Origin of the sequence: Nocardia sp. NPDC004151, assembly GCF_042874235.1 — a bacterium.
GTDB lineage: Bacteria > Actinomycetota > Actinomycetes > Mycobacteriales > Mycobacteriaceae > Nocardia.
Genome location: NZ_JBIAMR010000014.1, coordinates 37,359 through 49,991, shown reverse-complemented (window position 1 = coordinate 49,991; position 12,633 = coordinate 37,359). Strand labels below are relative to the sequence as shown.

13 protein-coding genes and 1 tRNA gene are annotated in these 12,633 nt (G+C 65.3%); 7 read left to right on the top strand and 7 right to left on the bottom strand.

The features are described 5' to 3' along the window. The first annotated feature begins 13 nt into the window (after positions 1-13). Together ACFYTS_RS27130 and ACFYTS_RS27125 are read left to right on the top strand one after the other, a co-directional pair. Positions 14-1,336 carry a putative glycoside hydrolase gene (locus ACFYTS_RS27130; RefSeq protein WP_387308151.1) on the top strand — a complete coding sequence of 441 codons (1,323 nt, stop codon included), beginning with the start codon at positions 14-16 and terminating at the stop codon, positions 1,334-1,336. Positions 1,337-1,766: 430 nt separating this feature from the next. Next, positions 1,767-1,839 (top strand) — tRNA-Ala (locus ACFYTS_RS27125). Positions 1,840-2,555: 716 nt separating this feature from the next. On the opposite strand, the gene ACFYTS_RS27120 is transcribed toward ACFYTS_RS27125, so the two are convergent. From ACFYTS_RS27120 to ACFYTS_RS27105, 4 genes are all read right to left on the bottom strand, one after another. Further along, positions 2,556-2,927: a cytotoxic translational repressor of toxin-antitoxin stability system gene (locus ACFYTS_RS27120; RefSeq protein WP_387308149.1), complete on the bottom strand. Its 372-nt coding sequence runs from the start codon at positions 2,925-2,927 to the stop codon at positions 2,556-2,558. Between the two features lie 59 nt (positions 2,928-2,986). After that, on the bottom strand, positions 2,987-3,427 hold the full coding sequence (locus tag ACFYTS_RS27115; protein ID WP_357278772.1) for a prevent-host-death protein: 441 nt from the start codon (positions 3,425-3,427) through the stop codon (positions 2,987-2,989). 680 nt (positions 3,428-4,107) lie between these two features. Beyond that, positions 4,108-4,275, bottom strand: a complete 168-nt coding sequence (locus ACFYTS_RS27110) for a hypothetical protein (protein WP_387308146.1) — start codon at positions 4,273-4,275, stop codon at positions 4,108-4,110. Positions 4,276-4,405: 130 nt separating this feature from the next. Beyond that, complete coding sequence (locus ACFYTS_RS27105) at positions 4,406-5,077, bottom strand: hypothetical protein (RefSeq protein WP_387308144.1); 672 nt, start codon at positions 5,075-5,077, stop codon at positions 4,406-4,408. Between the two features lie 428 nt (positions 5,078-5,505). Between ACFYTS_RS27105 and ACFYTS_RS27100 the strand changes: the two genes are divergently transcribed. The 3 genes from ACFYTS_RS27100 (at position 5,506) to ACFYTS_RS27090 (ending at position 7,702) form a co-directional block, all read left to right on the top strand. Continuing rightward, positions 5,506-5,736, top strand: coding sequence for a ribbon-helix-helix domain-containing protein (locus tag ACFYTS_RS27100; protein ID WP_387308141.1), 231 nt, complete (start codon positions 5,506-5,508; stop codon positions 5,734-5,736). After that, positions 5,733-6,176, top strand: coding sequence for a type II toxin-antitoxin system VapC family toxin (locus tag ACFYTS_RS27095; RefSeq protein ID WP_387308139.1), 444 nt, complete (start codon positions 5,733-5,735; stop codon positions 6,174-6,176). Before ACFYTS_RS27100 ends, ACFYTS_RS27095 begins: the two co-directional genes overlap by 4 nt. A gap of 269 nt (positions 6,177-6,445) precedes the next feature. Further along, positions 6,446-7,702 (top strand): haloacid dehalogenase-like hydrolase, encoded by a 1,257-nt coding sequence (locus ACFYTS_RS27090; protein WP_387308136.1) that lies wholly within the window; start codon positions 6,446-6,448, stop codon positions 7,700-7,702. A 139-nt stretch (positions 7,703-7,841) separates the two neighbouring features. Here the strand turns inward: ACFYTS_RS27090 and ACFYTS_RS27085 are convergent, their stop codons facing one another. The 3 genes from ACFYTS_RS27085 to ACFYTS_RS27075 form a co-directional block, all read right to left on the bottom strand. Beyond that, positions 7,842-8,039, bottom strand: coding sequence for a hypothetical protein (locus ACFYTS_RS27085; RefSeq protein WP_387308133.1), 198 nt, complete (start codon positions 8,037-8,039; stop codon positions 7,842-7,844). A gap of 309 nt (positions 8,040-8,348) precedes the next feature. Continuing rightward, positions 8,349-9,038: an ABC transporter ATP-binding protein gene (locus ACFYTS_RS27080; protein ID WP_387308131.1), complete on the bottom strand. Its 690-nt coding sequence runs from the start codon at positions 9,036-9,038 to the stop codon at positions 8,349-8,351. Then, positions 9,035-10,150, bottom strand: coding sequence for an ABC transporter permease (locus tag ACFYTS_RS27075; protein ID WP_387308128.1), 1,116 nt, complete (start codon positions 10,148-10,150; stop codon positions 9,035-9,037). Before ACFYTS_RS27075 ends, ACFYTS_RS27080 begins: the two co-directional genes overlap by 4 nt. 312 nt (positions 10,151-10,462) lie before the next feature. Between ACFYTS_RS27075 and ACFYTS_RS27070 the strand changes: the two genes are divergently transcribed. Continuing rightward, complete coding sequence (locus tag ACFYTS_RS27070) at positions 10,463-11,101, top strand: hypothetical protein (RefSeq protein WP_387308126.1); 639 nt, start codon at positions 10,463-10,465, stop codon at positions 11,099-11,101. A gap of 100 nt (positions 11,102-11,201) precedes the next feature. After that, a complete protein-coding gene (locus ACFYTS_RS27065) occupies positions 11,202-12,587 on the top strand; it encodes a cytochrome P450 (RefSeq protein WP_357278756.1) in 1,386 nt (461 codons plus the stop codon). Positions 12,588-12,633 lie beyond the last annotated feature (46 nt).

Below are 12,633 nucleotides of genomic sequence, written 5' to 3'. Positions count from 1 at the left end.
GTCTAGGTTGCTCATGCGACTCCGGTCGATCCGCCGTCGGCGGTCCGCCCTGCTCGCGATCGGCGCGGTGCTGTGCCTGGTGCTCGCCGCGGTGGTGTTCGTCTTCGGCCGCAGCCGCCCCTCGGCCGCCGTCCAGCCGCCCACCCTGGAACTCGCACCGACCCCCGCAGCCACCTCCTATCGGGACCCGGTGCTGGTGCGCGGCAAGGCGATCGGCGCGAACCAGGTCGCGATCGGCGACCAGTCGGTGCGTCCCAGCCTGGACGGCTCCTTCGAGATCCGGCTGCCGCACGGTCCGGTCGACGCGACGGTGGTGGCCACCGGTGCGGCGGGGGACACCGTCGTCAGCCTGGTGAAGGTCGAGGTGACGTTGCCGCGCATTCGCGCCGTCCACGTCACCGCCTACGCGTGGGCCTACGACCCGATGCGGGAGGCCGTGCTGGATCTCGCCCGTCAGGGCCGGATCGACACCGTGCAGCTCGACATCAAGGACGAGGACGGCATGATCGGCTACGACTCGCAGGTGCCGCTGGCCCGCGAATCCGGTGCCGCCACCACGATTTACGACGCCCCGGCCGCACTGAAGCAACTGCACGACATGGGGTTGAAGGTCATCGGCCGCATCGTCGCCTTCCGCGATCCGACCGTCGCCGTGTGGGCCTGGCGCAACGGCCATCCCGACTGGGTGATCCAGAACGCGGGTGGTCAGCCGTACTCCAGCGGTTACGGCGCGATCGCGTTCACCAACTTCGGGAGTCCCGAAATCCGGTCCTACAACCGTGATCTCGCCGTCGAGGCGGCGAAGCTCGGCTTCGACGGCGTCATGTACGACTACATCCGCCGCCCCGACGGCGGGCTCGGCGGCATGCAGTTCCCGGGGCTCACCGAATCCCCGTCGGACTCGATCGCCAACTTCCTGCGCGACTGCCGGGAGCCGATCCACCAGGCCGGTGCGTCGTTGAGCGCCGCCGTGTTCGGTATCGCCGCCACCCGGCCCGACGAGATCGCCCAGGACATCCCGGCGATGGCGCGCTACTCGGATTTCCTGGCGCCCATGCTGTATCCGTCGCACTGGCATGCCGGGGAATACGATGTCGCGAGCCCGAACTCGCAGCCCTACGACATCGTGTTCCGGTCGCTGCAGGACTTCCGGGCGCGCACGGCGGGGACCAGTGCGCAGGTGATTCCGTGGCTGCAGGACTTCAGTCTGGGCGTCTCCTACGGGGACGAGCAGGTGAAGGCCCAGATCGACGCCACCTATGCGGCGGGGTACAACGGGTTCTTCCTGTGGAACCCCGCGGTCACGTACCACCCTGGGGCGATGATCCCCAGCTAGCCGTCGTGCTCAGCCCCCGTGCAGGGTCGCGCCCAGCGGGGCGACGGTGATCCGCCCGTTCCGATCCGCGGCCACGAGCATGTTCCCCGTCCACCGACACCGCGGTGACCTGCCCGTCCAAACACCCCGGTGTCGGCACCTTCCGCCACGGACCCCCTGACTCCCGAGGCCGCGTGTACAGCGACCCGTCCCGCAGCACGACCTCCGCGAAACTGTTGAATCCCTGTGTCCCATGCCGCAACTCGACAGTAGGCGGGAAACTCACACTCTCCGGCGCAGCCGCCGACCTCAACACCGAGTGCCCCGCCATCCGTGCGACCCAACCCACCACTTCCCCCGAAAGACCCACCTTTACCAGGCGATTTGCACACCCCCAACCCCCATGGTGTACCTTCGTCCAGTCGCCGGGTAATCCCAGCGACAACCGCAAGGGGCTATGGCGCAGCTGGTAGCGCACCACACTGGCAGTGTGGGGGTCAGGGGTTCGAGTCCCCTTAGCTCCACTCATCGTGTCATTGCACGAACCGACTCCATTGGGGCTGGTACCGCAGAGGCGGTACCAGCCCCAATGTCGTTTCCGGGTTGGAGGATGCGGAAGGTGGGGACGGCAGCCGGTCCGATCAGGTCGGAGAGCACGAAGGTGGCAAGGTCCAAGGCTCCGCGGCTCGACCGTTTTGACTCGATGGCGCTGCCGGGCAAGAGAAGTCGTTCTCCCCGGACCGAGGGATTCACAGAAAGCGAAGGGTCTGCCTACTCACCGAGTTTGCTTAGCCGATCCTGTACGCGCTGGGTAGAGACGAATTCGAGTGCTGTGATCTGGTTGGCGGTAAGCACTTTGCGGTGGAAGGAGGGAGTGGAGGCGTCGTCGCGGTCGCGGAGGTGAAACCAGGTGCCGGCGTCCGGACATCTGCGGCGGTGCACGCGGCGTTCACTGCACGCCCCTACCGAGATGCGTATGAGTTTTGCTATTCATTCTGGATTTCGCCCAGGTACCTCGAATGTGTGCCCGAGCAGCCCGGATACCGTTGGCGTGTTCGGCGTTTGGGGTGGCGGCTATAGGACGCCGGGCACCTGCCGACCCATCCGCGCACCCAATCGCTGCCCCGTCCGCCGCTGTGATGTCGCCTCGGCCGTTCATCGGGCATCACCGCCGAGCTGGTGCCAAGGTGGTAGCCCCACGGTTCTCCGGGCTTTCATCTAAATGAGGAGTCGGCGGAGCTCACTGTTCAGCCCAGAATTGGTTGAGCCGGGCTACCGCCTGATCTTTGGTCATCTCCTCGATTTCCCCTGGGGTCAGGTGAACCAGGCGTATGAGCTTCTCGACGATACCGAGAGGGATTGGCTCCTTGTCGGGGATCATGACAGATTCTGGGGTGCGCGCTGGACGAACTCGATCGTTTACGCATGCCCAGAACTGGGCTTCGCTGACCTCGAGTTGGTCCTTCAGGATCTGGCACCACAGCTTGGATCCGTAGTCGGTGTTGTCCATGGGCCGCGAGATCCGGGTACGCAAGACACGACCGTCCGAAAGCGGCAATTCCCATGTGGTGTGGTGCCTGACCACACCACCTGTGGCGTTGCGGACGCGCACCCATTCATCGTGGTGGCAGAACGTTTCGTGAGCCTTCTTGTTACCCGGAGGGTGCTGAGTCATTGTTCGGCCGCCGTCAACCACTCTCTCAGCTGCTCGTCCGTGGATAGCTCCACGAACTGCACGAAGTCGACGTTCTTCTGATGATTGAGCGCGGCATGGAGATGGTCCTGCCAGTCAGCGGTGTACTCGCGCATAGCTTCGATCAAGGCGGTGATCGCCGTATCGAGGTCGGGCTCCTCCACGGCCAGTGGAAGACCTGGCAGGTATGCGACCCAGTTGTTGTTTTCCCGCACTACTTGCGGTTCGTGGACACGGATGATGTGGGAAAGCAGCCACCGGAGCCGCCCAACCTCCACGAGCGCGGAATCCTTACCCTTACGAGACACCACGGCGACGTTGCCCTCTTCGGCGGCCGTCAGCATTTGGGCGAAGTGTTCTCTAGCGCTGTTCATGGAGCTGTATCGCTCGACAGACGTGATTCGCTCTGTGGTCGTCATCGGTCCCTCGATCTCTTCCGCTGCGGCCAGATGTACATCATGTACATGATGTACATGTGGCCGTCGATACGCCAGGTGCGACATGCCACGTGGCGTGATCGTGATCTACCAGTCGGGCGTGTACCGCGCGTGGATCGCGAACCCACAGAGGGTTCCCCTCGCTTCATCCGACGGGCGCCATCACGTGATCTGCGTCATGGTCTTGACCGCCCGATGGCCCACCTGTCGAGTACTGCCCACAAGCGCGACCAGCGACGTCGATGCAACGCTCTTTTGCGCAGCAGTGCTGCGCACGTCCTACCAGATCTCGAAAGGCAGCGAGCGATCGCGGAAGTGATGGCTCGACTGGAAATTCCGAGCGCCTGGTCCGGGAGCAGCCCAAACTGGCCCAAGCGATCCGTCGTGAGGCCCGTGTAAGCCGCTGCCTCGAGAATCACGGCCCCGAACGGGCGCGGCACGGAGTGTCGGCGACCAGCCCTGCTGCTATCTCGATGCGTGCGTTGATGGTTCGGCGCAGGGCTTGGGTACCTGCCTCGAGGCGAACCATTTCACGGCCGCGGAGTCGTTCGACAACCCTAGGTGTTGGATGGTCGGAGATCAGGACGTCGGCGTGGTCCTCTGTCGGCAAACCTGCGACGAGATCGACGGTTGTCGTTCCGCGAACGAACCAGTGCGCGGTGTTATTGCGTGGGTCGATAGATGGCTGCAGTTGATAACCGAGGCATTTCGAATGCGGTCGCCGAGGTATTCGGAATGCCACGCTCGGTCTCGATGCGCAGCACAATGTCGACGTCGTTGGTCGGGCGAACGATGCCGATGCCGTGATGGATTGTGTGCTGCTGGGTCATGAGCCCGCCGACCAGAGTCCAGTTTGTCGCGTGGGAGAACCTCGGCCAGTTCGGCGACGTTGGGCCACGGCGGTGGCCAGCCGCCTGGCAGGGGATGCGATGTCGATCGTTGGTCGCTGCGCCTGATCGCTCATCGGTATGCCTCCAGTGTCTCGGCGAGAGCGCGTTGTCCGACCCCCCGGATGCGTGGATCGAGAGCGGTCGCGGCATCGAGCGCCGCGACGACGGCGCTGGTGGAGACGAGCTTGCCGACTTGGTCGAAGTCGAATTCGGTGACACGCAGGGTGATGTCACCAGAGGACTCGGCCCGGAGGCCAAGGGTCCGAATCACGCCGTCGAGTTCTTGTGCGGCGATGTAACCGTCGATCCGGCCCTCTCCGCTGTCAACGATGCCGAGAGCATTCATATTGGGGTGCAAGACAATTGCGCGAAGCCGGGGTATGGCGGCACGGTGGGCCGCGAATGTACGCACATGAGCGCGGTCGCGGACCCGTGAAATCAGTTCACTCGGATCGACTAGGTCCCGGAGCGTGCGTCGGACCCGCGAGGTCTGGGTTGGGCCGAGCCAGTCGGCCTCTCCGTCGGAGAGGATCGCGATCGCTCCCCACGCCGTGTGCTCGGCCCACGAGCGAGTTCGACCTTGGCGCTGCGACATCAGGTAGCGATCCACCGAATCTCGCTCGAGCACCCCACGGGTGACCTGGGTCAAGCTTCCTGAATTCACGAGGCGACGCACATGCCGAGTGGACACTTCAAGTGCTGCTGCTGTTTCGTCCAGGCTGATGAAGTGCCTCTCGGTCATGACAGATAATGTCCCATTTCGGACCTATTCTGTAAAAACTGCCGGCTGGTCGACCATCCCTGCCACGCTATACATGCGCGTTCTGCCGCACGATTTGTGCGCGTTCTGCCGCTACGAACGTGCGCTTATTGGCCGAGGTTGGAACAGTTGCTTCGCCATCGTGTAGTCGATGAGTCGGCCTGATTCGCAGTTGATTCGTACCGGTCGGGCGAGTGGAGCGATCGCGATCACCGGACACCGCCCAACGAGTTCGAACGGGCGCCCACCGCCCGGATCAGGATGTCCGACCCGTCCATCAACACCGCCCGGTTCGTACGCTGGTCCGCCAGCCCCACTTCACAGCAGAGCCGCAGGTCATCGACCTGGAGCTCTGCTGCTTTTCGGTAATGCACGAACCCGGCAGGTGCCCTACGCAGTACCCTACCTTTATGAAGGCCAAAACGAGCGTGTACCTGGATCCCGAGCAGGCTGCCCGTCTCAAAGAGGCTGCCGAAGCAGCGGGGCGATCGGAAGCCGATTTGATCCGCGAGGGGATAGACCTGGTATTGATGCGGGCGCACCGGGTCCGGCGCACCCGTCCGTGGCCGTCGTTCGATTCCGGCGATCCTGGGTTTGCCTCTGACAGTGAGGATTTGCTCGGCGAGGCATACGGCGAGTGAGCTTCTTCGTCGCTGACACTTCGGCCATCATCGCTGCCTACGATCGCGCTGCGGACCTGCACGAGCGAGCCCGTGAATTCCTCGCCACCTCCGTCGCGGTTGTCTCGCCGCTCGTGCTGGACGAGGTCGATCATCTGCTGGTCGCGCGATTCGGAAAAGACCGCCATGTAGCCGATCTCGTCCTCGACGATCTGCTCACCTCCGCCGAGGAGGGTGCGGTGCTTGTGCCTCCGGTGGACCGCGATGACCTCCGGGTTGCTCAGAAGATCATCGAGCAGTATCGCGGCCTGCGGCTCGATCTGGCCGATGCGGTGACTGTCGTGCTCGCCGAGCGTTACCTCACCAACGACGTACTGACGTTGGATGAGAAGGGCTTTCGTGCCGTGCGGCCGCTGACCCCGGCTCATTCGTCGTTCCGGCTCTTGCTCCAGGGCGATTGAACCGCTGACAACCGCGGTCGGGTGCCGGCCGCGCGGATCCAGTGATGTCCGGCCCGTCGATCAGCAGCACGGTTCGCATGCTGGTCCGCCAGCTCCACCGAACGGCATAGCCGCAGATCAATGGTCTGCGGCTCTGTTGCGTTTTCGGAACAGGCTGCCGCGCACCCGATCTCGTGCGGCGGAGTCGATGCCAATAATTTGCCGGACACCAGTCCTTTATTTACGTAGGTGACGGCTTGTGGCGGGGTGCGATGCCTAGCGTGCCGCGCATGACAAAGAGATATCTACTCGCGCTGGCGGTCATGCTGGGCCTCGCCTCCTTGGCGATGCCACAGGCGAGCGCGGCCCCGTCGAGCAACAACTGCGCGCAGCTCGACCGTTCACTGCAGTGGTACGGCGACAACGCCTCGAAGCTGCAGCAGCTGGTCGACGAGTACGGCAAGTGCAACAAGGCGGTTCACGGCAACAAGCACCCGGTCGCCACCTTCGACTGGGACAACACGACGATCAAGAACGACGCGGGCGATGCCACCACGTTCTGGATCCTGCGCAATGACAAGGTATTGCAGCCTCCGAACAAGGACTGGACGCAGACCAGCCCGTACCTGACCCAGGATGCCGCCGCGGCGCTGTCCCAGGCGTGCGGCACCACCGTCGCCGCCGGTCAGCCCCTGCCGACCAGCACGAACACCGCATGCGCGGATGAGCTGTACACGGTCTACAACGACACCACGACGACCACCGGCAAGCCCGCGTTCGCCGGTTGGAATCAGCGCCGCACGGAAGCCTCCTACGCGTGGGTGAACAACCTGCTCTCCGGCTACAACGACGAGACCGTGACCAAATTCGCCGAGGCCGCCCGCGCGGAGAACCTCGCCAACCCGGTCGGCGCCACGCAGATGGTGGGCACCAAGAAGGTCGTGGCCTGGGTCCGCTACTACGACCAGATGGCCGACCTCTACCGCACGTTGCAGAAGGAAGGCTTCGACGTCTGGGTGATCACCGCCTCGCCGCAGGCCGTGATCGAGGCCTGGGCGCCGCATCTGGGTGTGCAGCGCAATCACATCGTGGGAATCCAGAACGTCATGGATCACGGTGTGCGCAGCTACCACACCGTCGGCTGCGGCGGTTCCGGTGACGATCAGGCGATTACCTACCTCGATGGCAAGCGCTGCTTCATCAACGAGCGGGTCTTCGGCGTCACCGGTGCGGCCGCGTGGGAGCGCCAGGACAACCGCCAGGTCTTCGCGGCGGGCGACTCCACCACCGACGCCACCTTCGTCCGCGACGCGACCGCGCTGCGCTTGGTGATCAACCGCAACAAGACCGAGCTGATGTGCCCCGCGTATTTCAACGGCGACGGCAAGTGGCTGATCAACCCCATGTTCATCGAGCCCAAGGCGCAGAAGACCTCGCTGTACCCGTGCTCCACCAAGGGCTACACCAACCCGGACGGATCGGGTGCACCCGCGAAGGACGACACCACCGGCGCGGTCATCCCTGACCAGGCCGACCAGGTCTTCTGAGCCAGGTCCCGCCACTGTGATCGACCCAACGGCCACCGGACGCCGTCAGGGTCATCGAAAGTTGCATTGCAGCAAACACTCTCGACGGGGCCGGTACCGCAGGTTGTGCGGTATCGGTCCCGTTGTCGTTATCGGGGTTTCAGATGTGGTCGACCAGGCCTATGGCACCTTCGGACACCGCGCAGTGCACGCAGCAGAAGAACCGGCCTTCCGACTCCACGCCGTGACCGATGATCTTGACGTTGCAGTGCTCGCAGATGGGTGCCATGCGGTGGATCGCACATTCGAAGCAGTCGAAGGTGTGCCGCACTCCCTGAGCTTCGACGACGATCGGCATAGCCTAATCGTTACCGCAAACCTCGCATGCGTTCATTGACCGCGCGCTACTCCGGGCAGTGGTCCGTTTGCCGCAAGTTCCGACTTATGTGCCCTTGACCAGTGGATATGCGGGTGTCTCAGCGCGTCGACCCTGACCGCGCTGTCCAGCGCCGGGTCACCGTACCGCGAATGTCCGAGGCGCGTCGAGGATCGCGTGACGGGCATGGCCGTCGCGGTCGCGATGGATGTGCCGATTACGGTGCGGGCGAGGGTGGCGAGAACGTGAACTCCGCCGTGGCGGAGAACGCCCTCGCCGCCCATCGTGCGGCTAGGACAGTCTCCCGTCGACCATCTCGAGGACGCGATCGCAGTGTTCCAAGACGTCGTGGTCGTGGGTGACCATCACGGTCGCGACCCCGCGTTCGCGCGTTTCCGTCGCCAGCAGCTGGACGATCTCGTGGCTGCGTGCCCGATCCAGTGCGGCGGTCGGCTCGTCGACCAGCAGGAGCGTGGGTTGCGCGTACAGGGCCCGCGCGATTCCGACCCGCTGGCGTTCGCCGCCGGAGAGCTGATGTGGACGGCTTCTCGCCTTCGCGGAAAGCCCCACCGCGGCCAATAGTTCCAGGGGATCGCGCGCCCGGCGGCGCACGGACCGTCCGCCGGCGTGCCCGACAAGTCGCAGCTGATCGGCCGCCGACAGCGCGGGAATGAGATTGCCGGACTGGAACACGAATCCGATGGTGTCCATCCGGAACCGGGCGCGCCGGGTGGCGCTCAGTTGCGTGAGATCGTGGTCGGAGACCTGCACCGTGCCCGAGTCCGGGCTGGTCAGGCCGCCAGCTACCGCCAGAAGACTCGATTTGCCCGAGCCCGATGGGCCGACGATGGCAACGAATTCTCCTCGCGACACAGTGAGATTCACGTGATCGAGGGCCGTCACCGCGTTGTCCGCGTCCCCGACCGTCAAGCAGACGTCGGCGAGCACGAGCGATGTCCGGGTTGTGGTGGACGTTGTCATCGGTTCTCTCCCAACGCGGTCAGCGGATCGACCCGGGCGATTCGAACGATCGCCGCCACAGCTCCCAGCGCGCCGAGTGTCACCAGCAGGCTCGCGCCCGCCGCGACCGCGCCGGCTTCCAAGGCGAAGGGCATGCCATGGATCGCCCCGCCCACGAGCACTCCGACCAGCACCCCGACGCCGGTCGCGCCGATGAGCACGATCAGCGCCTGGATCAGGCCGTCACGCAGCAGATAGCCCACCGACGCTCCGACAGCTCGCAGCACGGCGATCTCGCGGCGGCGTTGAATCGTCCACACCGTGAAGAACGCGCCGACCACGAGGGCCGAGATGGCGTACAGGAACACCTTGATCAGCGTCATCGTCGACATCTCCGCCGAGTAGCCTGGTGAGGAGCCGAAGGTCGCCGCCAAGGCGCGGCTCGAGGTGCCGATGCCGCGATCGCCGGCGGCGAGATCGATGTCGTGACCGCGCAGTGCGACCGCGCTCGCCTCGGTGTACGCCCCCGCCCGCGCCGGTTCGCCCGGTTTCACCCCGGCGCGAATCGCCTGCCACAGCGGTAGCGGCACATACGCGACGTCGACGTGGCCGAAGGTCTGCTGCCCGATCGTCGCGCCGACGACGGTCATGGTGACGCCGAGCCGGTCCACGACGACGGTGTCCCCGATCTGCACGCCCTTGTCCAATGCCGTTGCGCTGACCACGATTCCGTCCGGGCTGCCGAGCCCGGCCCCGATGCTCACCGGAGGGGCCAGGAACGAACCCGGGTCGACGCCGAACAGTGCGAAGTCGAGGGGCACCCCGGCCGCGGTCCGGGTATTGGCCAGCGCGAGCCCGAACGGTGCGGCTTCGGTGACATCGCCGCGTGCACGCCACTGGCCGACCTGCCGGGTATCGACGATGCTGCGCGTGAACGCGGACTCCGATTTGGTTCCGCCCGCGAAGGCGAAGGCGTCCACAGGCAGCGCCTTCAAACCGGAAACACCGTCATTGACCAGGCCTGTCGAGAGTCCCGACAGCATCACCACCAGCACGGCGATGAGGGCGACCACGCCGCCCATCAGTCCGAACCTCGCCCGCGCGAACCATAGTTCGCGCCATGCCAGAAACATTTCGCCATTACCTCCGGGTCCGGTCGCCGACATTTTTCCGACGCACCGTTGGTAAGATACCAACGCACTGTTTGCATCTTTTGGTGGCATCGGGCCGACCGCTCAGAGGCGTCCCGGACCGCGGAAGTCCGCGCCCCTGACGGCTCCACTCGATGGCGATCGCCCTGGTAGCGGCAGCGTCCTCGGCCGAGTGTCAATTCGCTTGGCCATCAATCTGTTTCACGGCCCGGGTGCGGGTTGCCGGGTGTAGCGGGTGGCTTGCGGTGCGGTAGGGTCTCTGACCAGCTGAGTTCTCTAGATCGGAGCGGGTTGGTGAGTGCGGTGATGTCCCCGGTGCGGCAGGGACAGCCTCGGTCCAAGCGGGTGTGGATCGTCGGGGCGGTGGTGCTGGGAGTCGCGATCGCGGCCGGTGCGGTCTTCCTGATCAAGTCCGGCTCTTCCGACGACGCGGCCGCGGGGCCGACCTACCACGACACGAGCGACGAGTGCACGCTGGTCTCCGCCGCACTGCTGAGCCGCTACACCCCTGGGGCGCAGTGCAAACGCACCCCGACGATGACGCTCAACCCCGACGAGGTCACCCACACACCGAGCTGGACGACGGCCGATTCCGTGACGCACCCGGTCAGCGTCCAGGTGGTCCTGCGCATGGCCGCCGGCTCGCCCGCGATGTACAGCCGTGCGCAGAGCTCGCTCTCCGATGTGTATCAGCCGCAGCTCAACGAGTCGAAGTCCACCGAGATCACTCCCGCCGAACTCGGGTCGGAGGTGCAGTCGGCCGTCATGGTCAGCGGTAGCCCGAAGGCGATTCCGGGTCGTTCCGACGCGCGACTCATCTTGCGTTCGGGTAATGCCGTGGTGGATGTCGTCGTCAACGACTGGAACGGCGCGGCCGCCTCGGAAGCCGCGGCGAAGGCGATCGCGGCGGACGTCGTGGCCAATCTGCATTAAACCGCAGGAGGGTTCGGCAAAATCTGTCCGAACCCTGGTGTGACCCCTTCCCTGCGGGTAACTTTCGGCCTTGTCGTCAGTTACGCAGGAGGGGTTTGCCTTGCCCAGAACACAATTCGTCGCGGCACCACCGACGGGCAGCGAGCTCCGGCAGATCAGCGGGCCGGCCACCAACTGGATCTCGCAGCTGCGGCGCCAGCGCCGCGACCCGCACGGCGCGGCGCAGCAGGACGAGAACACCTACGGCCCGGTGCATGTGCTGAACATGTTCGGCAGCCGGTGGATCATCGCCGCCGGTCCCGATGCGGCACAGCAGGTCCTGATGAACCGGGACGGGGTGTTCGCCAATGGCCCCGCGTGGAAGCCGCTCAACGGGCCGTTCTTCGACCGCGGCCTGCTGATGCTCGATTTCGAGGAGCACAAGGCGCACCGCGCGATCATGCAGCAGGCTTTCGGGCGATCGGCGCTCAATTCCTATCTGGAAGCCCTGCACACCATCGCGGAACGCCACATCGCGGAGCTGCCGGAAGGCAGCGTGGCCGAGGGCAACCCGGTGCTCATGCACAAGCGTTTGGAGCAGTTGACCCTGGATGTGGCCCTCGAGGTCTTCATGGGTGCGCGCCTGCCCCGCGCGGAGGCCGACCGGATCAGCGGCGCCATCATGGCGCTCCTGCACGCCGGCGGCGCGATGGTGCGGATATCGCTGCCCGGCAGCCGCTGGCGCAAGGGCCTGCGCGCCCGCCGCACCCTCGAAGTGTTCCTCGCCGAACGGATCACGGCCGCCCGCGACCAGCAGGGCACCGACCTGCTGTCGGTGTTGTGCCACGCCACCGGCGAGGACGGTGAACGCTTCACCGACGAGGACGTCGTGAACCACATGGTCTTCCTCCTGGCCGCCGCCCACGACACCACCACCGGCACCCTCGCCAACATCGTCTACAACCTGGCCAAGTACCCCGACTGGCAGAAACGCGCCCGCGCCCGCTCCCTCGACATGCCCCACGAACTCGGCTACGACGAACTCGCCGACCTCACCGAACTGGACTGGATCTTCAAGGAAACGACGCGCCTGTGCACGCCGATCCAGATCGAGCCGCGCGTAGCCGTGCAGGACACCGAGATCTGCGGCTACTTCGTCCCGGAAGGGTCGATGGTGATCGTCCCCGCCCTGGCCAACCACCACCGCCCCGAAATCTGGTCCCACCCCGAGGAGTTCGACCCGGAACGCTTCAGCGACGACCGCGCCGAACACAAACGCCACCGCATGGCCTGGGCTCCCTTCGGCGGCGGCCCCCACAAATGCCTAGGCCAGCACTTCGCCGGCCTCGAGATCAAAATGGTCCTCCACCAGCTCCTCCGCAGCTTCGAATGGGAAGTCCCACAGGACTACATCATGCCCCTCGACATGAGCGCCACCCCGCTGCCGGAAGACTCACTCCCCGTGACTCTTCGACGACGGGCGGACGCGTCCGGAGCTACGGGGTAACGGCCCCGACTGCACCCGCGGGGTGGAAATGGAACTGTCGCTGCTC